At 70.0% G+C, this 25,346-nt stretch carries 21 protein-coding genes; 7 read left to right on the forward strand and 14 right to left on the reverse strand.

Annotated elements, in window-relative coordinates; translation table 11 throughout:
- Positions 1-261: 261 nt before the first annotated feature.
- Entirely contained in the window at positions 262-1,551 is a 1,290-nt protein-coding gene (gene aceA / locus ACWDOP_RS10370) for an isocitrate lyase (RefSeq protein ID WP_454201489.1), read from the reverse strand.
- Between the two features lie 473 nt (positions 1,552-2,024).
- On the opposite strand from aceA, the gene ACWDOP_RS10375 reads away from it, so the two are divergent.
- Positions 2,025-3,155, forward strand: a complete 1,131-nt coding sequence (locus ACWDOP_RS10375) for a lipase family protein (protein ID WP_456344841.1) — start codon at positions 2,025-2,027, stop codon at positions 3,153-3,155.
- A 28-nt stretch (positions 3,156-3,183) separates the two neighbouring features.
- Here the strand turns inward: ACWDOP_RS10375 and ACWDOP_RS10380 are convergent, their stop codons facing one another.
- From ACWDOP_RS10380 to ACWDOP_RS10390, 3 genes are all read right to left on the reverse strand, one after another.
- The gene (locus ACWDOP_RS10380; RefSeq protein ID WP_456344794.1) at positions 3,184-6,255 is read right to left on the reverse strand and encodes a molybdopterin-dependent oxidoreductase; all 3,072 of its coding nucleotides are present in this window, start codon (positions 6,253-6,255) and stop codon (positions 3,184-3,186) included.
- Complete coding sequence (locus ACWDOP_RS10385) at positions 6,252-7,070, reverse strand: FAD binding domain-containing protein (protein ID WP_456344795.1); 819 nt, start codon at positions 7,068-7,070, stop codon at positions 6,252-6,254. The genes ACWDOP_RS10380 and ACWDOP_RS10385 overlap by 4 nt, the downstream gene beginning before the upstream one ends.
- 233 nt (positions 7,071-7,303) lie before the next feature.
- Complete coding sequence (locus ACWDOP_RS10390) at positions 7,304-7,681, reverse strand: hypothetical protein (RefSeq protein ID WP_454201485.1); 378 nt, start codon at positions 7,679-7,681, stop codon at positions 7,304-7,306.
- Positions 7,682-7,904: 223 nt separating this feature from the next.
- On the opposite strand from ACWDOP_RS10390, the gene ACWDOP_RS10395 reads away from it, so the two are divergent.
- Positions 7,905-10,547 (forward strand): tetratricopeptide repeat protein, encoded by a 2,643-nt coding sequence (locus tag ACWDOP_RS10395; protein WP_456344796.1) that lies wholly within the window; start codon positions 7,905-7,907, stop codon positions 10,545-10,547.
- Positions 10,548-10,563: 16 nt separating this feature from the next.
- Here ACWDOP_RS10395 and ACWDOP_RS10400 read toward each other — a convergent pair whose 3' ends face one another.
- Genes ACWDOP_RS10400 through uraD form a run of 3 tightly spaced genes read right to left on the reverse strand, consistent with a single transcriptional unit; the run spans position 10,564 to position 12,755 of the window.
- Positions 10,564-11,925: an 8-oxoguanine deaminase gene (locus ACWDOP_RS10400; protein ID WP_456344797.1), complete on the reverse strand. Its 1,362-nt coding sequence runs from the start codon at positions 11,923-11,925 to the stop codon at positions 10,564-10,566.
- 3 nt (positions 11,926-11,928) lie between these two features.
- Positions 11,929-12,249, reverse strand: a complete 321-nt coding sequence (gene uraH / locus ACWDOP_RS10405) for a hydroxyisourate hydrolase (protein WP_454201482.1) — start codon at positions 12,247-12,249, stop codon at positions 11,929-11,931.
- Positions 12,246-12,755 (reverse strand): 2-oxo-4-hydroxy-4-carboxy-5-ureidoimidazoline decarboxylase, encoded by a 510-nt coding sequence (uraD, locus tag ACWDOP_RS10410; RefSeq protein ID WP_456344798.1) that lies wholly within the window; start codon positions 12,753-12,755, stop codon positions 12,246-12,248. Before uraD ends, uraH begins: the two co-directional genes overlap by 4 nt.
- A 77-nt stretch (positions 12,756-12,832) precedes the next feature.
- On the opposite strand from uraD, the gene ACWDOP_RS10415 reads away from it, so the two are divergent.
- Together ACWDOP_RS10415 and ACWDOP_RS10420 are read left to right on the forward strand one after the other, a co-directional pair.
- Positions 12,833-13,510: a nucleotidyltransferase family protein gene (locus ACWDOP_RS10415; protein WP_456344799.1), complete on the forward strand. Its 678-nt coding sequence runs from the start codon at positions 12,833-12,835 to the stop codon at positions 13,508-13,510.
- 14 nt (positions 13,511-13,524) lie between these two features.
- Entirely contained in the window at positions 13,525-14,547 is a 1,023-nt protein-coding gene (locus ACWDOP_RS10420) for an XdhC family protein (RefSeq protein WP_454201479.1), read from the forward strand.
- Positions 14,548-14,555: 8 nt separating this feature from the next.
- Here ACWDOP_RS10420 and ACWDOP_RS10425 read toward each other — a convergent pair whose 3' ends face one another.
- From ACWDOP_RS10425 to ACWDOP_RS10450, 6 genes are all read right to left on the reverse strand, one after another.
- Positions 14,556-15,653, reverse strand: coding sequence for an ABC transporter substrate-binding protein (locus ACWDOP_RS10425; RefSeq protein WP_456344800.1), 1,098 nt, complete (start codon positions 15,651-15,653; stop codon positions 14,556-14,558).
- Positions 15,654-15,719: 66 nt separating this feature from the next.
- Positions 15,720-16,523 carry an ABC transporter permease gene (locus ACWDOP_RS10430; protein WP_456344801.1) on the reverse strand — a complete coding sequence of 268 codons (804 nt, stop codon included), beginning with the start codon at positions 16,521-16,523 and terminating at the stop codon, positions 15,720-15,722.
- Positions 16,524-16,539: 16 nt separating this feature from the next.
- The gene (locus tag ACWDOP_RS10435) at positions 16,540-17,331 is read right to left on the reverse strand and encodes an ABC transporter permease (protein WP_456344802.1); all 792 of its coding nucleotides are present in this window, start codon (positions 17,329-17,331) and stop codon (positions 16,540-16,542) included.
- Positions 17,331-18,164, reverse strand: coding sequence for an ABC transporter ATP-binding protein (locus ACWDOP_RS10440; protein ID WP_456344803.1), 834 nt, complete (start codon positions 18,162-18,164; stop codon positions 17,331-17,333). The genes ACWDOP_RS10435 and ACWDOP_RS10440 overlap by 1 nt, the downstream gene beginning before the upstream one ends.
- A gap of 122 nt (positions 18,165-18,286) precedes the next feature.
- Positions 18,287-18,694: a hypothetical protein gene (locus ACWDOP_RS10445; RefSeq protein WP_454201474.1), complete on the reverse strand. Its 408-nt coding sequence runs from the start codon at positions 18,692-18,694 to the stop codon at positions 18,287-18,289.
- Positions 18,695-18,745: 51 nt separating this feature from the next.
- The gene (locus ACWDOP_RS10450; protein WP_456344804.1) at positions 18,746-19,813 is read right to left on the reverse strand and encodes a hexose kinase; all 1,068 of its coding nucleotides are present in this window, start codon (positions 19,811-19,813) and stop codon (positions 18,746-18,748) included.
- A 286-nt stretch (positions 19,814-20,099) separates the two neighbouring features.
- Between ACWDOP_RS10450 and ACWDOP_RS10455 the strand changes: the two genes are divergently transcribed.
- On the forward strand, positions 20,100-20,495 hold the full coding sequence (locus ACWDOP_RS10455; RefSeq protein WP_354990138.1) for a DUF4254 domain-containing protein: 396 nt from the start codon (positions 20,100-20,102) through the stop codon (positions 20,493-20,495).
- A gap of 66 nt (positions 20,496-20,561) precedes the next feature.
- On the opposite strand, the gene ACWDOP_RS10460 is transcribed toward ACWDOP_RS10455, so the two are convergent.
- Positions 20,562-22,106: an ATP-dependent DNA ligase gene (locus ACWDOP_RS10460; protein ID WP_456344805.1), complete on the reverse strand. Its 1,545-nt coding sequence runs from the start codon at positions 22,104-22,106 to the stop codon at positions 20,562-20,564.
- 93 nt (positions 22,107-22,199) lie between these two features.
- On the opposite strand from ACWDOP_RS10460, the gene ramB reads away from it, so the two are divergent.
- Both ramB and urtA read left to right on the forward strand, forming a co-directional pair.
- On the forward strand, positions 22,200-23,609 hold the full coding sequence (ramB, locus tag ACWDOP_RS10465; protein WP_454201471.1) for an acetate metabolism transcriptional regulator RamB: 1,410 nt from the start codon (positions 22,200-22,202) through the stop codon (positions 23,607-23,609).
- A gap of 383 nt (positions 23,610-23,992) precedes the next feature.
- Entirely contained in the window at positions 23,993-25,267 is a 1,275-nt protein-coding gene (gene urtA, locus ACWDOP_RS10470; RefSeq protein WP_454201470.1) for an urea ABC transporter substrate-binding protein, read from the forward strand.
- Positions 25,268-25,346: the final 79 nt, after the last annotated feature.

Raw genomic sequence — 25,346 nt, forward strand, 5'->3', positions numbered from 1 at the left:
CGCCTTCTTAAGGTCTTTCGTTTAGGACAAAACCCTCCCCGCCGGGGCTGTCGACGGGAAGGGTCTGAGCCTCGGGGCGGCGTCTCCGCCGCCCCGAGGATTGTCTTTCGAAATCAGTTGTCACTCAACGCGACAACTGATCTCGCAAGGATCGGGGTAACTCCGGGGGTACCCCCGAAATTGTGCCCCGCTCCCAACCGCACCACGCGTCTTCAACTAGCAACGGCTCTCAGCCGTGCGCTGAATATGCGGGGAGGCGGCTCAGTGGAACTGGCCCTCTTCGGTGGAGCCCTTCAGCGCAGCGGTGCTGGTGTTGGGGTCGACCGTGGTGGCGATGGTGTCGAAGTAGCCGGCGCCGACCTCACGCTGGTGCTTGACGGCGGTGAAGCCACGCTCGGCGGCGGCCTTGAACTCGCGCTCCTGCAGGTCGACGAACGCGGTCATGCCCTCGCGGGCGTAGCCGTGCGCCAGGTCGAACATGCCGTAGTTCAGCGAGTGGAAGCCGGCCAGGGTGATGAACTGGAACTTGAAGCCCATCGCGCCGAGCTCACGCTGGAACTTCGCGATGGTCGCGTCGTCCAGGTGCGCCTTCCAGTTGAACGAAGGCGAGCAGTTGTAGGCCAGCAGCTGGTCCGGGAACTCGCCGCGGACGGCCTCGGCGAACTTGCGCGCGACCTCGAGGTCCGGCACGCCGGTCTCCATCCAGATGAGGTCGGAGTACGGGGCGTAGGCCTTGGCACGCGCGATGCAGGGCTCGATGCCGTTCTTCACGCCGAAGAAGCCCTCGGCGGTACGGGTGCCATCGAGGAACTCGCGGTCGCGCTCGTCCACATCGGAGGTGATGAGGGTGGCGGCCTCGGCGTCGGTGCGCGCGATGATGACCGAGGGGACACCGGCGACGTCGGCCGCGAGGCGAGCCGAGGTCAGGGTGCGGATGTGCTGCTGGGTGGGGATCAGCACCTTGCCACCGAGGTGGCCACACTTCTTCTCGGAGGCCAGCTGGTCCTCCCAGTGCACGCCCGCGGCGCCGGCCGCGATCATGGCCTTCTGCAGCTCGTAGGCGTTCAGCGCGCCACCGAAGCCGGCCTCGGCGTCGGCGACGATCGGGGCGAGCCAGTTGGCGACGGACTTGTCGTCCTCGACCTTGGCGATCTCGTCGGCACGCAGCAGCGCGTTGTTGATGCGACGCACGACGGACGGCACCGAGTTGGCCGGGTACAGCGACTGGTCCGGGTAGGTGTGGCCGGACAGGTTCGCGTCACCGGCGACCTGCCAACCGGACAGGTAGATGGCCTTGAGGCCGGCGCGGACCTGCTGGACCGCCTGGTTGCCGGTGAGGGCGCCCAGGGAGTTGATGTAGTCCTCGTTGTTGACCAGATCCCAGAGGATCTCGGCACCACGACGGGCGAGGGTGTGCTCCTCGACAACGGTGCCCTGCAGCTTCACAACCTGCTCGGCGGTGTAGCTGCGGGTGATGCCCTTCCAGCGCGGGTTGGTGTCCCAATCCTGCTGGATTTCCGCAGCGGTCTTCGGGGTGCCGACAGTCGACATCTCTGACTCCACTTCTTCGTTCGGTCTCGGTTGCCCCGCCGGTCGAACCCTCTCGCGATGATTCGGACACTGCTGGAGCGGCAATTTGCAGGCTTGCTATGCCCGCGAGGTGTACTTCCACACGATGGCACAGGAAAAAATGTGCGTCTACCTGTTGCAAGTGTGAATCCAGGCTAGCTTTCATCACGACTTTGCTAAGCCTGCGAAATTTGCTTGTTAATTGCAGCCGTGGAATCTACTTGCGAGTAGGCCTGACGTGCAGTTTTGCATAACGCCCGTACTGTTAGCGTGATTGCCGCCACCGGAACCCGACGCGCCGGGTTCCGGCGAGCTGTGAGCACCTTCACAATCGATTGTGATCTTGATGGGTGTGGGGCAAACCACCCGGGGTACCGAACAGGACCTAAACTGGTCGCGCGCTCAGCAAGGTGCGGCACGTCGGAACACTAGGAGAGCCCGTGCGGAAACGCTGGATGTCCACTGCGGCCGTGGCCGTCACTTCGATCGCGGCGCTGGTGGGAGGCCCGCAGGCGGCCGCCGAGCCCGGCGTGGACACCGGGGTGATCAGCTCGATCGAGCCGCTGCGCGCGTCCGCGACCCCGCCCGGTTCGGTGAACTCGGAGCGCTTCCTCTACAGCAGCACGACCGCGCGCGGGGCGGAGACAACAACGAGCGCGGCCATCTATTTCCCGCCCGGCGATGCGCCCGAGGGCGGCTGGCCGGTCATAGCCTGGGCGCACGGCACGCTCGGCCTGGGCGACGAGTGCGCCTTCTCCATCGCCGGACCCGGTGCGCGCGAACGCGACTGGGCCTACCTGGGCAGCTGGCTGAAGCAGGGTTACGCGATCGTCGCCGCCGATTACGCCGGGCTCGGCACCCCCGGGGATCATCCGTACCTCAACGGCCGGGTCGAGGCGCACAACGTCGTCGACGCGGTGAAGGCCGCCACCCGCCACTACGGGTCGCTGTCCCGGAAGTGGGTGGTGGTCGGGCAGTCGCAGGGCGGCGGCGCGGCCATCACGACCGCGCGCTACGCCACCGAGCTGGGCGGTCCCGAACTGGATTACCGCGGGGCGGTGGGCACCGGTGTTCCGGCGTTCATCGAGGACGTGCTGCTGCCCGTCGGCCCGGGCGTCCCGCCGATCAAGCTGGGCGCGCACACCACGGCCTACGTGCTCTACATCCTCAACGGCCTGCGCACGACCTACCCCGAGCTGAACATCGAGTCGTTCCTGACCGATGCGGGCAGGCACTGGCTGGAGCGGTCGAGCCAGTCCTGCCTCACCCCCATCGGCGACGAGCTGGTCGCGAACAACGTGATCATCGGCGACCTGTTCGCCCGCCCGCTGCTGGAGATCCCCGGCCTGCTCGATCTGCTCAGCGAGTACATGGGCATCCCCAACACCGGGTACGACCGGCCCTTCTTCATCGGCCAGGGCCTGTACGACACCGACATCATCACCCCCGCGACCCTGGCGTTCGCGGCCCGGTTGCAGGCGGGCGGCGAGCCGGTGACGCTGCGGACCTATCCCACCGACCACGACGGCACGGTCAACGCCTCGCTGGTCGACTCGGTGCCGTTCGTGCGGGGACTGTTCGCCTGAGCCAACGGATTCCGAGGTCCCGGCGACGTCAGAGCACCCGGTGCCGCGCGGTCTCGGTGACCGCGCCGGACCGGCCCATCAGTTCCCAGATCCGGTCCGCCGTCATCGGAAGCCGGTGCGGGCGTCGGCCGATGGCGGCGCGCACGGCGTTGGCGAGGGCGGGCGCGACCGGGTTGTAGGGCGATTCGCTCATCGGTTTGGCGCCGAGCGGACCCAGCGGATCACTGGTGTCGGCGAAGTACACCTCGGTGTACGGCACATCGCCGAACTGCGGAATGTGGTAGTGGCGCAGGGTTTCGGTGGTGACGACGCCGTCCGCGGTGCGCACGTGTTCGTACAGCGCGGTGCCGATGGCCTGTGCGACACCGCCTTCCACCTGACCGCGGCACTGCACCGGGTTGAGGACCGTGCCCGCGTCGGCGGCGTGCACCGACTGGAGAATGCGGACCTGCCCGGTGCCGGGATGCACGGCGACCCGGAACGCGTGCACGTTGAACGAGACCGAACGCGGGGTGCCGTCGTGGGTGGCGGTGCCGTCGAGCGGCCCGGCGGCGAGGAGCTCGGCCGTGCCGAGTACCCGGCCCGCGGCGCGTACACCGGCGGGTTCGAGGACGTGCTGTTCGGCGGGGAGCCCGGTGAGCGCGGCGGCGCGCCGCAGGATTCGCGCGTGCAGCGCCGCACAGGCGGCGTGCGCCGCGCGGCCCGCGACGGTGATGCCGGTGGAGCCGAAGGCCCCGGTGTCGTGACCGGCGACGTCGGTGTCGGACTGCCGCACGCGCACCCGGCCGGCGTCGGTGCCGAGCGCGGTGGCGGCGAGTTGGGCGAGCACGGTGGTGGTGCCGTTGCCGAATTCGGCTGTGCCGACGCGCAGTTCGTACCCGCCGTCGGCGAGTAGCTCCACGTGCGCGGTCGAGTAGTGCCCGCGCGGGGGGACGGTGGCGATCATGGCGGGTGCCATGCCCTCGCCGACGAGCCAGTCCGGGCCGGGCGCGGGGACGCCGTTGCCCCGGCGCAGCGCGCGCTCGGCGAGGTCCAGGCACTGATCGAGGCCGTAGCTCACGATCTCCAGATCGGGTTCGGGGTGACACGCCCCGCCGATCAGCGGATCGCCGAGGCGCACGACGTTGCGGCGGCGGAATTCGAAGGGGTCCAGCCCGATTCGGCGGGCGAGTTCGTCGAGCGCGGATTCCACACCGAACATGACCTGCCCGAGACCGTAGCCGCGGAACGCGCCGGAGGGCACGTTGTTGGTGTAGACCGCCCGGCCGTCGACGCGCTTGTTGGCGCAGGAGTAGAGCGCGACCGATTCGCTGAGTCCGTGGAAAAGCACTCCGGCGCTGTGATTTCCGTAGGCTCCGGCGTCGGCGATCACGTCCACCGCGAGGGCGGTGAGCACGCCGTCGGCGTCCGCGCCCGCGGTCACCTCCACCCGCATGGGGTGACGGCAGGTGGTGTGGAATTCGTCGCTGCGGGTGAGTTCGTACTGCACCGGGCGCCCGGTGCGCAGGACGGCCAGGGCCACCAGGTCCTCGGTGAACATCTCCTGTTTCGCGCCGAACCCGCCGCCGACCCGGGCCGCGAACACCCGCACCGCGTCGCGATCGAGGCCGAGGATCCGGCACAGTTCGTCGCGGACCAGGAAGGGCACCTGGGTGCTGGTGCGCAGGACCAGCCGCCCGTCGGCGTCGAGCCAGCCGATGCTGCCGTGCGTCTCCAGGTGCACGTGCTGTACCCGCTGGGTCTCCCACACCCCCTGCACCACTTCGGCGGCCGCGCTCAGGCCGGCCGTCACGTCCCCGGCGCGCCCGTGCACCTCGGCGACGATGTTGCGGCCCGGATCGGCGATGCGGGATTCGGGTCCGCGCTCCGCGTGCAGCACCGGCGCGCCCTCGGCCAGGGCGTCGACCGCGCGCAGGACGGCGGGCAGTTCCTCGTAGTCGACCCGCAGGGCCCGGCACCCGGCCCGCGCCGCGCGCAGCGTGTCGGCGACCACGGCGGCCACCCGCTGCCCGGCGAACCGCACGGTGCGATCCAGCAGCACGGTGTCGTCGGGGTCGTCCTCCCGAATCTGGTGCCGCGCGGTCGAATACGCCGCGCCGGGCGCGTCGGCGTAGGTCAGCACGGCCCGCACCCCCGGCACCGCTTCGGCCGCCGCGGTGTCGATCCGCACGATCCGCGCGTGCGCGTGCGGGCTCCGCAGCACTTCGAGGTGCAACACCGCCTCCGGCGGCACCCGCCCCGAGTCGGTCTCCTCCGCCGCGATGTCCATCGTGAACGGTTCCGCCCCGCGCACGATTCGCGGCCCGGCGGGCGCGCCGGCCCCCGTCCCCACCTCGGTTCCGCCTCCGGCGGGGCTGTACGCCGCAGCGCCCCGCGGCTCGGCGGCCGCACCGGTGGCCGCGGCCTGCTCGGCTGGGCGCAACCCACGAGTTCCCGCGGGTCGTCCTCCCTTGTCTGCCGACAACAGACCACCGACCGACCACGGCTCGGCGGCCGCGTCCGCGGAGGTGGCAGGCTCGCCGGAGTCGTGCACCGAGCCGGACGCGGAGTTCATACCCGTTGCGGTGGTGCATGATTCGGACCCACATCCGGCGCAACTGCCCAGTTTCGCGGCGTGTGGACCGGCGCGGCCATCGAGTGGCCGCGAGCCCGATTCACAGGGGGTGGGTTGCGGGGTGAGGGCGTCGGCGATCGAGCGGTAGCCGGTGCAGCGGCAGAGGTTGCCCTTCAGGGCCTCGGGGAGGGTGGCGGGGTCGAGAGCGTCGGCGGCAGCCAGTTCGGTCGCGGTGACGAGCATGCCCGCGGTGCAGAAGCCGCATTGGAACGCCGCGTTCTCCAGGAAGCGGCGCTGGAGGGCGGTGGGTTGAGGACTCGGGGAAAGACCTGCGGCCGTGGTGATCTCGCGTCCCTCGGCGCGATGTGCCGGGTAGACGCAGGAGTGCACCGCCGCGCCGTCGACCAGAACCGTGCACGCGCCACAGTCGCCGGCGTCGCAGCCCTTCTTCGGAGCGGTGTGCCCGTGGTCGCGCAGCAGGGTGCGCAGGCATTGGCCAGGACGCGGGGCGGCCTCCACGGGCGTGCCGTCGACGTGGAATCTCACGACGGGTCCCCGCTCAGCTCGGCGACGACCTCGACGGCCAGCAGCGTGCTGACGTGCCTGCGCCAGCGGGGTGCGCCGTGCGGGTCGTCGTACCAGAGCCCGGGGTGGATCTCGGCGAATATTGCCGCCAGTTCGCGGGCGTCCGGGAGCGCGGCGAATTCGAGGACGACGGGCCGGGTGGTCGCGGCGCTGACCGTGAGCACGCACGCGCCGGTGGCGTCGAGCCTGCCCATCACCACCGCGCCGGACCGGCCCAGCGGGGACAGCGCGACCTTGCGAAACGCGGTGCGGGAGCACATGTTCGACTCCGGGATCCGGAACGCGCGCACCACCTCGCCGGGCGCGAGGGTGGTCTCACCGGGTCCGAGTATCAAGTGCGACAGGGGAATCCACTGGTCCTCGCCCGGCCCCCACAGCAGCGCGGCGCCCCCGAGCGCGGTGAGCGCGGCGAGCACCGCTCCGGCGGGCAGGGCCAGGCAGACGTTGCCGCCGACGGTCGCGGTGCGCTGTATCTTGTGCGAGGCGACCAGCGCCGAACAGGCCCGCGCGAACAGTGGCGCGGCGGTGTACCGCGCCGGGTACGCGGCCCCCGCGAGTTCGGCGAGCGTACAGGTCGCGGCGATTTCCAGCCCCGCGTCGTCGATCGTGATCGGCTCCCAGCCGAGGGCGGTGATGTCGACGAGCCGCTCGAGCCCGGGCTGCGGTTCGGAGTAGAGCCAGGTGCCCCCGGCCAGGACGGCCGAGCCCGCGCCCAGCCCCGCCAGGTCGGCGCGCCCGCGCGCCACGCGTATCTCGCGGATCGTGTCCAGATCCATCGGTATCACCCGCTCTCGGCCGCGGGACCGCCGCCCGGGTGCCCGGGCGGGGCCTCGACTCCACAGTAGGAGAAACGGGTTGCACGTAGATTGCGGAACGGTCCGTGTCTGTTTCACATTCGTTACTGTTTTCCGCGCCGGTGACCCGCGGCCGCCGGCGCGGAAAACCCCATATCAGCCGGTGCGCCCGTGCCCGCAGAACGGCTCGCAGCTCCCCGGCCCGGCGTCGAACATCATCGCCCGACCTCCTCGACCCCGCGCCGCCGTCGGCTGGCCGGGCGGGACACGCAGCGCCCCTCCGGTTTTCGCGGCTGCGCCCCCGGCATCCGCAGGGCGAGCAGGCACATGGCGTCGGTCACGCTCAGCCCGAGCACCTCCGCGTGCAGCGCCGCCATCTCCGTCTCGAATTCCCCTCCCGGACGCAACAATCCGACGAGGATCAGCTCCGCGAGCACGATGCCGGCCAGCGCCTGCTCCCTGGTCACCCGGAACGAGCTGGGCAGATACGACAGCACCCACCTGCCTCGCCCCGGTTCGGGAACGTCGATCCGAAACGCGACCTCGTGCGCCGCGTCGCTGGTGATCAGCCAGTCGGTGGTGATGATTGCCATTGATCCGATCCTTTACTGCCGCCCGGACCCTGCCCCGATTACGGTCCCGGTGATGTATCGATGATCGCCGGGAATCATCCGGCGAACGATCCCAGCGCCACCGAAGATTTCTTGGCCTGTCACATGTCCTTGACCAGCCGAAATCCGCGCGGTACCAAGGAAATATTCGCAGCAGCGACGGCCGGATCTCGGGCGGTCGCCGAGCTCGGGGGAGGCACGCGCGGTGACGACGGACCAGGACAACGGCGAACCACACGATCCCGGAGATTTCGGCGCCGAGGCCCGCAAGGAGCTGCGCGGGTTCCTGCTCGGGCTCGGGCTGCGTGAACACGAACTGCTCGAGCCGCTCGCGGACGAACTGCGGCATCGCGGGTGCCGTCCGCGCAAGGCGTGGCGGCTGGCGAACGAGCTGACCCAGCAGGAGGTGGCCGGGGAGTTCAACCGGCTCACCGGGAAACCCTCCGCGCCGATGAAGGCCGCGCGCATCTCCGAGTACGAATCCTGGCCGGGTCCGCGCGGGGCGGGCCGCAATCGCCCGCGTCCCACCGTGGACGTGCTGAAGAACCTGGCCGCCATCTATCGCACGTCCTGGGACAAACTCGTGGATCCGGTCGATCTGCGCGCCATGCCGACCGCCGACCGGGCCGCGTTCCGGGACGCGGTGGCGCGCCGCTGCACCGCACGCCCGGTGGGCCGGGGCCTGCCCGCGGAGATCATGCCGTTCTTCGGGCGCGCGGAGCAGCGCGCCGAGCTGTATCGGCGCATTCGCGCGCAGCTGGCCGCCAATCGGCCCGCGGTGCACGTGATCAACGGGCTCGCGGGGGTGGGTAAGACCGCGCTGGCCCGCGCGGTGGTCAAGGAGCATTCGGACCGGTACCCGGACGGCTGGATCTGGGAGGACCTGCGCGGGCACACAGAGGGCCGCGAACCGCGCACCCCGGCGGGTGTGCTGGAGCAACTGCTGCTGCGCATCGGGGTGCCGCCGGAGACGATCGAGCCCGATCAGTCCCGGCGCGCCGAGCGCTGGCGGTACGAGACGCGCGATCGCCGAATGCTCATCGTGTTCGACAATGTGCTGAGCAGCAAGCAGGTTCGCGATCTGCTGCCGCACGCGCCGGGCTGTTTCGTGCTGATCACCAGCCGGCACAAGCTGACCGGCCTGGCCGGTTCGGTTCCGCTGCAACTGGATGCGCTGACCCGCCCCGAGGCCGAGGAGCTGCTGGTGACCCTGAGTCACCTGCCGCCGGACTACGACGTGGGCGCGGTGCACCGGATCCTGGAGACGGCGGGCCGCCTGCCGCTGGCGTTGCGCCTGATCGCCGGGCAGCTCGCGCACGGCGGCCCGGACATGCTGGCCGCCGCCGATCGCGAATTCCTGCAGCTGACAGAACGACTCAAGCACGCGCCCGCGACCGAGGAATCACCCGCGGCCGACATCCTGGCGCGCTTCTCCGCCGAGGGCGAGACCCTGCAGGCCGCGTTCGAGCTGTCCTACCGGCGCTTACCCGAGCCGGGCCTGCGCCGCGCGGTGCGCCTGCTCGGCTGGTTCCCGGGTTCGGAGATCACCGCCGAGACCCTGGCCGCCATGGCCGATCTGACCTCGGAGGCGGCGAATGCGTTGATACGCCGCATCTTCGAGGTGGGTCTGCTCGACTCCGCCGAGGGCGGGCCGATCGGGCAGCGCTATCGGATCCACGATGTGACCCGCCTGTTCGCCCGGGCGCAGGCCGCGATCGAGGACGTGCCGAGCGAGCACACCGTCGCGGTGGGCCGGTTGATTCGCTACAGCGTGCGGATGGCCGGCCTGGTCGGTGCGCCCCGGCCGTTCGACCTGGCCGGCACCTTCCCGAATCCGCCGCCGACCGCGCCAGGTACCGAGCCCGCCGACGCCGCACAGGCGCGGGCCTGGCTCACCCGCGAGCGGGAGATGCTGCTCGGCTGTATTCGCGCGTCCGGTTCGGGCGCCGAGACCGGTGAGCTGGCTCGGCTGCTCGCCTCGCATCTTTCCGGTCTGGGGCACTGGTCGGACGCGCGGTGGCTGTTCGTGCGCGCGCTGGATATCGCGCGCGGCGTCGGTGACCGGATAGCCGAATGCGATGTGCTGTACGGCCTGGGCACGGTGCACCGGATGGCCTGCGACTACGACATCGCCTCCACGTGCTTCCGGGAAGCCCACACGATCGCCACCGCGGTCGATGATCCGCTGCGCATGGCCTCCGCACTCTGGGGTTTCGCCGAGGTGACCCGGCACATCGGGGAGTACCACCGCGCCCGGGACGCGTACGTGGACGTGCTCGGCATCGCCCGGAAGCTGGAGAACCTGAAGTTCGAGGGCGATTCCCTGCGCGGACTCGGCCATATCGAGCGCATGGGCGGCGACCCGGTGGTGGCGGGCGGCTACTACCGGGCGGCGCTGGCGATCGCCGATCAGATCGGCGACCGATACAGCCGCGGCTGGTCGCTGTGGGGCCTGGGCAACGTCGAACGCGCCCGCGGTCAATTCGAGGTGGCGCGTGCGCAATTCGACGAGGCGCGCGCCATCGGCGGCGAGATCGGCGACAGTCTGCTGCGCGTGGACGCGCTGCGCGGTCTCGGCCATCTCGAACTCGATCTCGGCGATCTGGACGCGGCCCAGGGCTTCTATTCCGAGTCGCTGGACATCGCCCGTCGCAATGGCGATCCGCACGGGGAGGCCGACGCCTGGCGTGCCCTGGGAACCATCGCCGCCATGGCCGGTCCCCGCCACCACCCTCGGGCCTGCGAGTTCCTCCGCAAGGCCCTGACCCTCTACACGGACCTGGGCGTCAAACTCGCCGCCCAGGTCCGCGTGGATCTGGCGGCTTTGAACTGCCCGCCCGGCGAATGACCCGTAGCGGATCGCGTCAGCCGGCCTTCGCCACCAGCTTCGACTGGGCGGCGGCCACGTCGCGCCCCACCGATTCCTCGTCCACCGTGCGAATCTCCCCCTCCCGCACCACGATCCGGCCGTTGACCACCAGTGCCGCCAGCGGGGGCGCGGAGCCGAGAACCAGGGCGGTCACCGGATCGTCGATGCCCGCGTGAGCGGGGCCGTCCAGGCGCCACAGGGCCAGGTCGGCGAGTTTGCCTGGTTCGAGGGAGCCGATCTCGTTCTCGCGGCCCAGGACGCGGGCGCCGCCGCGGGTCGCCAGTTCCAGGGCCGTGCGGACCGAGATCGCGCTCGGGCCGCCGCGCAGGCGGGCGTAGAGCAGGGCGTTGCGGGGCTCCTCGATGAGCGAGCCCGCCTCGTTGCTGGCGGCGCCGTCCACGCCGAGGCCGACGGGGACACCGGCGGTGAGCAGGTCGGCGGTGCGGGCGATGCCGGCGCCGAGGCGGCCGTTCGACGTGGGGCAGTGCGCCACGCCGGTGCCGGTGCGGGCCAGGGTGGCGATCGCGCTGTCGTCGAGGTGGATGGCGTGGGCGTACCAGACGTCGGGCCCGACCCAGCCGAGCCGTTCCAGGTACTGCGCGGGGGTGCAGCCGTGGGTCGCGAGGCAGTAGTCGGCCTCGTCCAGGGTCTCGGCGACGTGCGTGTGCAGCCGGACGCCGAGTTCGCGTGCGAGAGCGGCGGATTCGCGCAGCAACTCGGCGGATACCGAGAACGGCGAACACGGCGCGAGCCCGATGCGCAGCATGGAGTCGAACGACGGGTCGTGGTGCCGGGCCACGGCGTCCTGGCTCGCGCGCAGGATGTCGTCGAGGGTCTCCACCACCGAGTCCGGGGGCAGTCCGCCCGCGCTGCGGCCCAGATCCATGGAGCCGCGGCAGGGGTGGAAGCGCAGCCCGACCGCCGCGGCCGCGTCGATCTCGGCGGCGAGCAGATCACCGGCGTCGCGCGGGAACACGTAGTGGTGGTCGGTGGTCGTGGTGCAGCCGGTGCGCGCCAGCGCCGCGAGCGCGCCGGTGGCCGCGACGCGGGTGGCGTCCGCGTCGATGCCCGCCCACACCGGGTAGAGCGTGTTCAGCCATTCGAACAGGGTCGAGTCGGCGGCGAGCCCGCGTGAAATCCACTGGTACAGATGATGATGCGTGTTCACCAGGCCCGGGGTGAGCAGGCACCCGCGCCCGTCGACCCGTTCGGCGCCCGCGATCGCGGGCGCGGGTCCGGCCCCCACGGCCTCGATCCGGGTACCGCGCACGACCACGTGCCCGTCACGGTATTCGTTCCCCACCCCGTCCACCGTGGCGACGGCGCAGCCTTCGATCACGAGCACGGATTCGGCCACGGGTCAGCTCCCCCGATAGGTCGAGTAGGCGAACGGTGACAGCAGCAGCGGCACGTGATGGTGCCGCCATTCGGCGATGGTGAAGGCGATGCTCACCTCGGGATAGAACGCCGCGACGCCCTGACCGGCGAAGTACTCCCCTGTCGCGAAGCGCAGCCGGTAGTTGCCGATGGCGAGGTCGTCGGCGAGATTCGCGATCCGCCCGTCGCGGTCGGTGACGCCCGCGCCCAATTCCTTACCGTCCCAGTCGAACAGCGTCGCCGCGACGCCCGACGCGGGCAGTCCGCTCACCGCGTCCAGCACGTGCGTGCTCAGTGAGCTCATGCCGCCGCCCCCGGGGTGATGAGCCGCCGCAGCCGGATCCGATTGATCTCCGCCAATTCCGTGCGCACGATCCGCCTTTCGACCGCTGGTTCGTGGCCGAGCCGCTCACGCAGGATCGCGAGGAGCTCGGCCGGTGTCCGCCCGGTGGCGCACACCAGATACACGTGCCCGAATCTTGCCTCGTACGCGCGATTTCCCTCGGCAATCGCGGCCCGCACGGCGGTGTCGGCGCCGCTCATGGCCGCCTGCTCGCGCGCGGAGTTCGCGTTGTCCGGGCGATCCCCGATGCGCGGGTGCCCGGCGAGCGCACGATCGATCTCGTCCTCGTCCAGCGCGTCGAGGGCCCGGTCCGCCGCGGCCAGCAGGTCCGCGAGCACGCCGTACGGTCGCCCGTTCGCCACCGCCCGGGCCCAGGCGGGCGAGGAGCAGCAGCTCAGCAGGAGGTTCTCCGCCGCCGTGTCCGGCAGCGCGTCGAAGGCGTCGAGGCCTATCCCGGTGTCCGTCATCGTGTCCAGCATCGGCCATGGCAATCGGGTCCGCCACTCGAGGGGCGAAGCGCGGCGTCCGGCGCTACCCTGCCCGCATGACACCCGAACACTGCGATGGCATCGTGCTGGCCGCGGGTTCCGGTTCGCGCTTCGGTAAGCCGAAAGCGCTGGCCGAGGACGGCGCGTGGCTGGCGTCCGCGGTGCGCGCGCTGCGCGCGGGCGGCTGCGAGCGGGTGTTCGTGGTGCTGGGCGCGACGGGTCCGGCGCGATACGACGACGAATCCGGCCCCGGCGCGGCGCCGCTCGTCTCGCAAACCCCCCGCATCCCGGTGCCGCCGGGCGCCTGCCCGGTGTGGGCCGCGGACTGGGCCGTCGGCGTGAGCGCCTCGTTCCGCGCGGGCCTGGCGGCCGTCGCCGCGGCCGATCACCTCGGCTCGGCCGCACCGGAACACGGTGCGCCGCGGCCACGGCTCGGCACGGCGGCGTACGCCGCGATCATGCCCGTCGACACCCCCGATGTCGGCGGTGCGGTCGTGGCCCGGGTGCTGGCGGCCGCGCGCGCGAGCACGAGCGGGCTCGCGCGTGCGCTGTTCGATAGCCGGCCCGGGCACCCGGTGATCCTGGGTCGCGCGCACTGGGCGGGGGCGCTGGCGGCGGCCACGGGAAATTCCGGGGCGGCCACTTATTTGGACGGCCGAGCGGATATGGTGTGCGTCACGTGTGATGATCTCGCGTCGGGGATCGATCGGGACTACCCGTGCGGCACACGGTGATCGGGAGCTGAGACATGCGCGATATCGTCGACGACCTACTACGGGTATGGCACAGCGGACGCACGGGTGGATTGGCCACGCTGGTGCGTACGGTCGGCTCGACCCCGCTGCCGATCGGGGCCGCGATGGTGGTCGACGCCGAGGGCCGGGCCTTCGGTTCGATTTCGGCGGGCTGCGCCGAGGCGGCGGCCTACGAGGCCGCCATGGAGTCGGCGCGCACGGGGCACCGCGGCCTGCATCGCTTCGGCCCGGGCAGCGGTTTGGACGCGGGCTCGGACTGCGTCGGCACCCTCGATGTCTTCACCGAGCCGTTCTCGCGCCGGCACTTTCCCGAATTCCCCGATGTGGCAGCCGATATCGCCGCCCAGCGGCAGGTGACCGTCTTCACCGTGGTGTGGCATTCGGATCCGGACGTGATAGGCCAGCATCTCATCACCGATCGCAAGCACGGCACCGAGTTGGTCTCGCTCCCCGACTCCGATGTGTTCGTCTCCTCCTTCATCCGCCCGCAACGCCTGATCATCATGGGCGCCAACGCCATTGCCGGTGCGCTGGCGGTGCAGGCCCGCATGCTCGGCTATCGCGTGACGGTCTGCGACGCGCGGCCCACCTTCGTCTCGGCCGAGGCGTACCCGGGCTGCGAGGTCGTGGTGGACTGGCCGCACCGCTATCTGAACACCCTGGCCGCCGCGGGCGAGATCGACAGATCGACCGCGGTGGTGCTGGTCTCCAACGACGCCAAGTTCGAGATTCCGCTGCTGACCATCGCGCTGCGCCTACCCGACCTGGGTTTCCTGGCCGCGCTGGGCGGCGGCGCCGCGCACGAACGCCGGCTGGAGGCGTTGCAGGCGGGCGGTTTCGACGACGACACCCTGGCCCGGCTGCACGCGCCCGCCGGGCTGGATCTGGGCGCGCGCACCCCGGCCGAGACGGCGGTCGCGATCGCCGCGGAGATGCTGGCCGCCCGCAACGGCACGACCGCCGAGCCGCTCTCGGCCGCGGGTGGCTCGCGCCGGCACGCCACCCTGGTCACCTAGCCCCCGGGCTACTTCAGCGCGGGGTCCTCCGCGTAGACCTCCTTCAGCACGGACAGATCGAACAGTTTGTCGGCCGCGATGGTGATTCCGGCCTTGGCGAGCGCGGCGATGTTCGCCTCGATCAGCTGGTCCGTCATGGTGAAAAGCCCGTTGGCCGTGGTGTCGGGCGAGACGAGCAATCCGTTCTGCGCCTGCGCTTCCCGCGTCTGAATCGCCAGATCCAGCTGCTGATCCTTGCCGTAGACCTCCACCGCGAGCCGCGCGGATTCGGCCGGGTCGGCGATGGCGTCCCGCCAGCCCCGGATGTCGGCGCGCAGCCACGCCTTCAGCTTGTCGCGCTCGTTATCGATGGTGTTCTGGTGCACGGTCAGCGTTTCCGCGACCAGCGGCAGCCCGTAGTCGGCGAACAGGAAGTTGGCGTTCTGGAAACCCTTGGCGGCCAGCGTGATCGGCTCGTTCGTGACGTAGCTGACCCAGCCGTCCACCTCGCCGTTGGCGAGCGGGGTCGGATCGAACTGGGCGGGCACGATGGTGACATCGCCCGGGGTCATGCCGTTCGCGGTGAGCAGGGCGTTGAAGATGAGCTGGTTGGTGTCCTGGACGCCGATCCGGCGGCCCTTCATGTCCTGGGGCGTCCGAATGGCCTTGGCCGCGGAACTGACGATGCAGAACGGGTTCTTCTGATAGGTCGCCCCGACGATCTTGGCGTTCAAACCCTCCAGGACCGCGGGCGCGGTGGTCTGCGGCGCGGACATGCCGATCCAGATCTTGCCGGTGCTCAGCCCCGCCTCGACCGAGGTACTGGCCGCGCCGCCCGCGATGAGATTGGTGGCCCCGAACCCGGCTTCCTTGTAATAGCCCTTGGAATCGGCGAAGTACTCACCGGCGAATTCGATGTTCTTCAGCCAGGACAGCTGCACCGCGACGCTGCCGTATTTCGATCCGTCGTCGACGGTGCCGTTGCCCGGACCGGCGGAATCGCCGCCGCAGCCCGCGAGCAGGCTCGCACCGCCGAGAGCCAGACCCGCCAGTCCGGTGTAGCGCAGGAAGGATCGCCGATCCACGGCCGGGAGAGCGGCCGACAACGGCCGGGAATTACGACTCATGAAAAGAATCTAGGGCGTTTCGATTTCGAATATTTTGCTTTCCCGCGCCTATTTGTGTGCGGCAGGTTAACTCGCGCGCTGCGGCGCGAATCGCGCCAGCACCAGCTTCTCCAGCACGCCGACGATCGCGTAGAGCACCACCGAGACGACGGTCACCAGCGCGATGGATGCCCAGAGCCGGTTGTACTGGAAGGTGGGTATGGCGCGGATCAATCCCGCGCCCAATCCCGTTCCGCTGCCCAGCCATTCGCCCAGCAGCGCCCCGATGAGCGCGCCGGGCACCGAGATTCGGGCGGCGGCGAAGACCGACGGCAGCGCGGCGGGCACCGCGACCAGGCGCAGCGCGGTCCACCGCGAGCCACCGTAGGCGCTCACCAGTTCCATGGCCTGCCGGGGCGCCGCCCGCAGCGCGGACATGATCATGACCAGCGCCGGGAAGAACACCACGATGGCGGCCATCGCGGCCACGCCGAGCAGGCTGCGCCCGCAGATCAGCACGATGATCGGGGTCAGCGCCACCAGCGGCACCGAGCGCAGCAGCATGGCCACCGGCATGAAGACCTGGGCCAGCGCCGGCACCCCGACGAACAGCGCGGCCACCGTCAGCGCACCGCCCATCCCGGCCAGGAAGCCGATTCCGGCGTCGCGCAGCGTGATTCGCATTTCCTCGAAGATCACTTCGCGGGCGCCCGCGGAGTTGGGACCGGTCATCAGATACGCCCAGACCTCCCCCGGGCTCTTGCCCACCAGTCCCACCTGGGGGTACAGCTCCAGGAAGCCGTACCAGAGCCCGATCAACAGCAGCAGCGAAACTATCAGGGGCACAAGGAATGCCCCGATGGATCGCACGACGTTCCGGGTTCTGCTCATGCCGTGATCGCCCCTCTCACCACTGATCGACCCGGGTCCACGGCACGACAAAGCGCGCCACCAGCGCCACCGCGGCGTAGCCGAGCCCGGCCAGCGCCGCCGCGGCGAGCGCCATACCCCAGACCCGGGGCACCTCGTACTGGTTCTGCGCGGCGGTCAGCGCCATGCCGATGCCGCTGTCCACCCCGCCCAGGTACTCCCCGATGATCGCGCCGAGCACCGCCGACGGCGCGGCGATCTTCAAGGCCGCCAGCGTGTTCGGGAGTGCGGCGAGCAGGCGCACGCGGCGCAGTTCCTGCCAGCGCCCGCCGCCGTAGGCCCGGATCAGGTCCAGGCTCGTGGCGTCGGCGGAGCGCAGCCCCGCGACCGTGCCGACCATGGTGGTGAAGAAGCAGTACATCGCGGCCAGGAACACCGAGGGCGTGCGCCCGCCGAACACCACCAGGATGAGCGGGCCCAGGGCCAGCAGCGGGGTGCAGTAGCTGAGGATCGCCAGCTGCGTGACCAGCATTTCGATCGGCGGTATCAGCAGCACGAGCACGGCCAGCGCGATGGCGAGCAGGTTGCCCCACAGGAAGCCCTGCAGCGCGACCCAGGCCGTCACCCGGAAGTTGGGCCCGTACAGCGCCCAGCCGTCGGTGTACATCGTGTGCACCACCTGCCACGGACTCGGCACGGTGCCGCCGGCGACGCGCAGCGCCGCCAGCAGCCACCACGTCCCGATCAGGGCGAGCAGGCCCGCCGGGCCACCCCAGCGGCCGGCGGCCCAGCCCCCGGCGGCCGCGGTGACGCGGCGCGCGGCGCTCATCAGGTCACCACCCCGCCGTGCCCGCCGCGACCGAAGAGCAGTTCCGACAGGTAGTCGCAGAGTTTGTGAAACTCCGCGGTGCGCATCATGTCCGGGGTGCGCGGGCGGGGTAGATCGATCTCCACGAGTTCGACCACCCGGCCCGGCCGCGGGCTCATGACCGCGACGACGTCGGACAGGAACACCGCCTCGGCGATGCCGTGGGTGACCATGAGCGTGGTGGCGGGGCGCTCGGTCCAGATGCGCAGCAGTTCGAGGTTCAGCCGCTGGCGCGTCATGTCGTCGAGCGCGCCGAAGGGTTCGTCCAGCAGCAGCACGCGGGGTTTGACCACCAGCGCACGGGCGATCGAAACCCGTTGCCGCATACCGCCGGAGAGTTGGGCGGGCTTGGCCTTCTCGAATCCTTCGAGTCCGACCAGCCGGATCAGATCGGCCACCAGTCCGGGGTCGGCGGGCAGGCCCGTCACCTGCAGCGGCAGTTTGATGTTGGATTCGACCGTGCGCCAGGGCAGCAGCGCCGAATCCTGGAAGGCGATCCCGAAATCATGACCCCGGCGCAGCTCCGCCGGAGTCTTGCCGTCGATGAGCGCGGTGCCCGCGGTGGGGGTGTCCAGGCCCGCGAGAATGCGCAGGATCGTGGACTTTCCGCAGCCGGAGGGCCCGAGCAGGGACAGGAACGCGCCCTGATCGGTGCGCAGCTCCACCGCGTCCAGGGCGGTGACGGCGCGTTTCCCGGATCCGAAGACCCGGCTCAACCCGGTGATGTGAATACCCGTGCCCGGTCCGTCCGGGGCCCGCGGGCCCGTGGGCGCCGGATCGGCGTCCGCGCTCATGCGGCGACAGCTTCCGAACTCATAGGCCAACAGTAGGAGTCGGCAATTGCGCGCAGATTGCGAATCGGCACAGGAGATTTCGCGATTGTTACCCGCGAGCGGCCGATCCGGTTACCGGGCGCTCACCACCCGGCGGGTTCGAACCAGTCGCGGGCCTCGCGGCGGAAGAGCAGCACGATGACAGCGAGCGAGACCAGCGGTCCGAGCGGACCGGGCGGGCGGCCCTCGGTGATCGAGGGCACCGTCCAGAGCATGTTGAGCGCGGCCAGCAGAATGCCGCCGATGCGCACCGATTGGCCGATCGAGTTGAAGGTCAGGGCCACCAGGCCCAGCAGCCAGGCGGGGATGAAGGGCACGGCGGTGTCGATCGCGGCGGGGGTGCCGAGCAGCCAGCCGGAGGTCGCCGTGCAGACCACGCCGATCACCGCCAGGAGCACGGCGATCACCTGTGCCGCGCGTACGACCCGCGGCATTCGATAGGCATCGGCCATTTCCAACCCGGGATCGGGCGGCATTCCCAGATCCGACATCCCGCCGAATTTACCCCGCCGACCGGCCGGATTGTTGTCACCACGCCGCCCCTACGGGCGGGCGGCCACCGGTTCGAGTTCGCGGACGCGGACGGTGGGCGCGAGCCGATCGCGCAGCACCCGGTCGATTTCTCCGGCGACGGGGATGACGACGGCCGCGGCGGAGGTGGCGACGGCGTCGGTGAGCAGGGTCGGCCAGTGCGGCGTCGGCGTGGCCGAGAGCCCGGCGATGACGGCGGCCACCGCGGCGTCGCCCGCGCCGGTGGGATTGCCCGCCAGGGGTTGCGGCAGCGCCGCGGACCAGGCGCGGCTGCCGGTGACCGCGACCATGCCGTCACCGCCGCGGGTCACGATGACCGCGCCCGCGCCGCCCGCGATGAGCGGGTCCACCGCGGCGAGCAGCTCCGGGACCGTGCCCGCCGGCTTGCCGGTGAGCCGTTCCAGCTCCTCGGTGTTGGGCATGAGCACCACGCCCGGCACCCGGGCAGACAGTTCCAGCGCCGGGCCATCCAGGTCGCAGATGGTCGGCACCCCCGCCCGCACCGCGGTCCGCGCCAGCTCGGCGGGCAGGCCCGGGTCGACGCCCAGCGGCAGCGAGCCGGCGATCACCATGCCGCTCATGTCCGACAGCATCCCGGACACCCGTACCCGCAGCTGATCCACCGCGTGCGGTTCGGAGATGCGCGGCCCCGGCTCCCACAGCGCGGTCGCGGTGCCGTCGTCGGATTCACTGATCACCACGGTTCTGCGCACCCACGGCAGCGCGTGCACGAAATCCACCGACATCTCGAGTTCGGCTGCGGCGGAGAACGAATGGTCCGAGAACCCCGTGGCCCGCGCGTACTTTCCCAGCTGGTTCAGCACCCGATTCACATTGATCCCGCGCCCCCCGATGCGCTGGTCGACCGAGGCCACCCGATGCGCCCGCCCCCGCTCGAAATGCTCGACCCGATACGTCATGTCGTACGCGGGGTTCATGGTCACGGTGAGAATCACCCCACTAGCTAGTCCATGTCCGCCCGCCCGGCGCAACCCCCTGTTCTCCGCGTCGGCCATCGCGCGCGCGCCGGTGACCCCGGGACCGGCCGCGCGGCTCGGCGGGGAGACTCGGGTCCGCACCCCTCGCGAGAGAACCCGAGACCACCGCGCCGCGGAACGACGGAGCGGATCGCCGGTGCGTGGACGCGGCCGGCGTGCCGTGCCCCGGTCGATCGACTCCGCTCCAGGCTCCCACACACCGGCCGCGCCGCCCCCCGGAATTCGCAGATCACGCGGTGGTCGGTGACACTGAGTGCCGAATATGGTGGGAATGAATGCCGTTGCCATTCGGAGACATTCGCGGGGCAAACTGGCCGCCGTGCCTTTGCTTCCGCCGAAACAATTGTTGCTTCAAGCCTGTCGCGGTTTGCCCCCCGAAGATCATCCGGTACTGCGCTGCGCCGGGTTATTGGCGGATCTGCACGAGCGACGACTGACGGCGGCGGCGGGGGCGACCGGGAGAATCGATCACGACCGGGCGTGCATGGTGCTCGACATCGACCGGTGGGTGGCGATCGAAATGCCCAAGGCGGCACGGGATGCGCACCTGCACACCGAAACCGTCGGGACCGTGGTGGACCGGCTCGCGCAGTTCTCGGCGCTGGCCTACCTGACCCTGGCCAACGCACCGGAGGACACGGTGAACGACGCGGCGCTGCGCCTGACCGAACTCGCCACCGCCTACGAACATCTCGCCGGAGACCTGGCGGCGGGACGGCGGCGACTGCCCAATCTGACGGGCAATCGCGAATACGAATACTGATACCCGATCGAATCGTGTTGCCGAGGGCGCCCGGCGAGGAAGTGGGCGCCCCGGACGATCAGCGCATCAGTCCCGCGCGGATTCCGCTGCCGCGAGCGGTGTTTCGGGGAGCAGGGCGCGGATCGCGTCGATCGTGTCGGCGTCGGCGGGCTCCTTGTCGGGGCGGTAGCGGACCACCCGGGCGAAGCGCAGCGCCACCCCGCCGGGATAGCGCGGGCTGACCTGCACGCCGTCGATCGCCACCTCGACCACCAGTTCCGGGCGCAGGTACACCGCGTGGTCGTCGCGCTCGCGCTCGTGGCGCGGGAACTCCGCGGTCTGCCACTGCAGCAGCGCGTCGGTCAGGCCCTTGAAGGTCTTGCCGACCATGATCGGCTCGCCGCCCTCGGGATCGCGCGCGCCCAAGTGCAGATTCGACAGGTAGCCGGTGCGGCGGCCGTAGCCCCACTCCGCGCCGAGCACCACCAGATCCAGGGTGTGCGTGGGCTTGATCTTCTGCCAGGCCCGGCCGCGGCGGCCCGCGGCGTACGGGGAGTCCAGCGCCTTGATCATGATGCCCTCGTGCCCCGCGGCCAGGGCGCCGTCGAAGTACTCGGCCGCGGCCTCGGCGTCGGGGGCGATGAGCGCCGGAATGCTCAGTCCGCCCGCGACTTTCGTGAGCTCGGCCCGGCGTTCGCGCAGGGGCGCGTCGAGCAGATCCACGCCGTTCAGGTGGAGGCAGTCGAAGAAGTACGGGTGCAGCAGCAGTTCCTGGGCGGTGGCCGCCCCGAACCTGCTCATGGTCTCCTGGAACGGGCGCGGGCGGCCCGCGTCGTTCAGCGCCAGGGTCTCCCCGTCCAGCACCACGCTCGTACAGTCCAATCCCCGTACCAGCTCGACCAATTCGGGTACCGCGGCGGTGATGTCGCGCAGCGTGCGGGTGAACACCCACACCCGATCCCCGTCGCGGTGGACCTGGATCCGCGCGCCGTCCATCTTGTGCTCGACGCTCACCGCGCCGTCGAACTCGGCGAGCACCGCGTCCAGGGCCGGGCCGGGGGCGGCCAGCATGGGCTGGATCGGGCGGCCGACCTCGAGCCGGAACTCCGCCAGGGCCGCGGCGCCGCCGGTGGCCGCGGCGAGGGCGGTGACGGGCAGCCGGCCGGACAGCATGTGCGCCCGGCGCACGTCGGCGATGGGCACCTCGAACGCGGCCGCCACCGCCTCGGCGACCACGGCCGTAAGCGCGCCTTGGCGCATCTCCCCGGTCAGCAGGCGCAGCAGGAAATCGTGCTCCGCCGCGGTGGCGGCGGTGAACAGTGCGGTGAGCAGGTCGCGGCGGTCGTTCGCCGAGCCTTTGCCGGTGAGTGCGCCCAGGTCGGTGAACGCGCGGTCCACCGCGGCCACGGTCAGGGTCGCGGTGGTGGCCGGCTCGACCTCCATCGCGGTGAGGGTCCGCCACCCGGTGCCGATGCGGCCCTGCAGCAGCTCACCGGAAATCCACGCGACGACCTGCGCCAACTCCGCGGGATCGGCCTCGGCGAGCAGTTCGGCGAAGGCGGCTGTCTTCTTTTTCCGGGAGGACGTGGCGCGGGCGGACCCCGACGCTTGAACTACTCGGGACAGGAGCACCGTTCGACGGTAACCCCGCGGTGTGACAGATTGCGCAGATGTGCTGCTAATTCCGGGTTGGCAACGTTGCTAATTCGCCCATAAACTGGGCACATGGCCAAGACTTTTGTCGGCGCACGGCTGCGGCAGTTGCGCACCGAGCGAGGGCTGAGTCAGGTCTCACTGGCCAAGAAGCTCGAGATTTCGGCCAGCTATCTCAACCAGATCGAACACGACGTCCGCCCGCTCACCGTACCGGTGCTGCTGCGCATCAGTGAAGTATTCGGCGTCGACGCCGGATTCTTCTCCTCCCAGGACGACACGCGGCTCATCGCCGAACTGCAGGAAGTGGTGATGGACCAGGAGCTCGGCATCGAGGCCGACGCCCAGGAGATCGCCGAAATGGTTTCCGCGCACCCGGGTTTGGCGCGCGCGATGGTGAATATGCATCGGCGCTATCGCAATACGACCGCGCAGCTGGCCGCGGCCACCGAGGATCGCTTCGCCGACGGCAGCGGCTCGGGCGCGATCTCCAAACCGCACGAGGAAGTGCGCGACTACTTCTATCAGCGACAGAACTACATTCACGAATTGGATACCGCGGCAGAGGAACTCGCGAACCGCATGCGCTTCCACGGCGGTGACCTCAAACGCGAGATCGCCCGCAGACTCACCAGCGCGCACGGGGTGCAGATCGTCGAGCGCATCGACCTCGGTGACGGGGTGCTGCACAGATACGATCCCGAGCAGCGCCGCCTGGAGATCGCGCCGCACCTGTCCGGCGGTCAGCGGGTGTTCAAACTCGCCGCCGAACTCGCCTACCTCGAATGCGGCGAGCTCATCGAGAAGCTGGTGGACGAGGGCAATTTCTCCAGTACCGAGTCCAGAATCCTGGCCAAACTCGGCCTCGCCAATTACTTCGCGGCGGCGACGGTGCTGCCGTACACGCACTTCCACGAAATGGCCGAGGACTACCGCTACGACATCGAACGCCTCTCGGCCTTCTTCACCCAGTCCTACGAGACCATCTGCCACCGCCTGTCCACCCTGCAGCGCCCGCGCCTGCGCGGGGTCCCGTTCTCCTTCGTCCGCGTCGACCGCGCCGGCAATATGTCCAAGCGCCAGTCCGCGACCGGTTTCCACTTCTCCTCCAGCGGCGGCACCTGCCCGCTGTGGAATGTGTACGAAACCTTCGCCTACCCCGCGAAAATCATGACCCAGATCGCCCAGATGCCCGACGGCCGCAAATACCTGTGGGTGGCCAGGACCGTCGAACGCCGCGCCACCCGCTACGGCGAACCGTCCAAGGTCTTCGCGATCGGCCTCGGCTGCGAGCTCCGCCACGCCGGCCGCGTCGTCTACGCCGACGGCCTGGACCTGAACGAGCCGAAGGCGACCCCGATCGGCGCCGGCTGCCGCGTCTGCGAACGCTCGAATTGCCCCCAGCGCGCGTTCCCCCCACTCGGCAAGTCCCTCGACATCAGCGAACACCGCAGTTCGATCTCCCCCTACGTCATTCACTGACCGCGCCCCGAAGCCCGGTCGCGGTCGTTACCGCGGCCGGGCTTCGTGTTACCTCCGGGTAAGGCTTCTCACCGCGGCGGAAATTCGGCCGTCAGGTCGGCGGACCGCCTATTCGATCTCGTAAACGCATCGTCACCTGCGGTGATAGCCGAATCTCCGGACCCGGAACACGCTGCGGTGAGGTCAAATTCACGCCGCTGAAACATAGGCAATCGGACTGTCACCGAGAGTCATTCCGGCGCAACACTTCCCGTTTACCGTTCGCACCACGAATACAGCCGTTGTATACGCGGCGGTATTCGCAACGAAGGTTGGCGGCGCACGCGGCGTCGCCGGGCAGGTTCGGTCAGGGCCGAACACCGTGAAGTGAGAAGGGTCCGCCCATGCAAGATTCCATCCGCCGAGATCGCTCGCGGCGCCTGATCAAGGCGATCACCATCCCGACGGCGCTGGCACTTTCCGCGGTGCTGATCACCGGCTGTGGGTCGCGCGACAGCGACACCGCGTCCGGGTCGAACGCCAAGTCGTGCGTGGACACTTCCAAGGACACGATCAAGATCGGGTCGCTGCACTCGCTCACCGGCACCATGGCCATCAGCGAGGTGACCGTCGCCAACTCCACCAAGCTGGCGGTGGACCAGATCAACGCGGCCGGCGGCGTGCTGGGCAAGAAGATCGACCTCGTGCTCGAGGACGGCGCCTCGGACCCGAAGACGTTCGCGGAGAAGGCCGAGAAGCTCATCTCCTCCGACTGCGTCGCCGCGGTGTTCGGCGGCTGGACCTCCTCCAGCCGCAAGGCCATGAAGCCCAAGTTCGAGAACCTGAACAACCTGCTCTACTACCCCGTCCAGTACGAGGGCCTGGAAGACAGCAAGAACATCTTCTACACCGGCGCCACCACCAACCAGCAGATCGTCCCGGCCCTGGACTACCTGAAGCAGAAGGGCGTCACCTCCCTCTACCTGGTCGGTTCGGACTACGTCTTCCCGCAGACCGCCAACCGCGAGATCAAGGCCTACGCCAAGGCCAACGGCATCGAGATCAAGGGCGAGGACTACGCCCCGCTCGGCTCGACCGACTTCTCCACCATCGTCAACAAGGTCCGCAGCGCCAAGGCCGGAGCGGTGTTCAACACCCTGAACGGCGACTCCAACGTGGCGTTCTTCCGCGAGTACTCCAACGCCGGCCTCAAGGCCGCCGAGATGCCGGTCGTGTCGGTCTCCATCGCCGAGGAGGAGGTCGCGGGCATCGGTGCGCAGAACATCGTCGGCCAGCTGACCGCCTGGAACTACTACCAGACCGTCGACAGCCCGGCGAACAAGAAGTTCGTCGCCGACTACAAGGCCGCCTTCGGCGCCGACAAGCCCACCTCGGACCCGATGGAAGCCGCCTACGCCTCGGTCTACCTGTGGAAGAACACCGTCGAGAAGGCGAAGTCCTTCGCCGTGGCCGACATTCAGGCCGCCGCCGACGGCGTGAGCTTCGACGCCCCCGAGGGCACCGTCACCATCGACGGCTCCAACCACCACATCACCAAGACCGCGCGCATCGGTGAAATCCGTGCCGACGGCCTCATCTACACCGTCTGGGACTCGGGCAAGGCCATCGTGCCGGACCCGTACCTGAAGTCCTACGACTGGGCCAAGGGCCTGAAGTAGTCACGATGCGCCGGTAAGCGCTTCGGTACCGCCTATGAGGGGCGGTCGGTGCGGGACTCACCTCCCGCACCGCCCGTTA

It is taken from the genome of Nocardia sp. NPDC003693 (assembly GCF_053981095.1).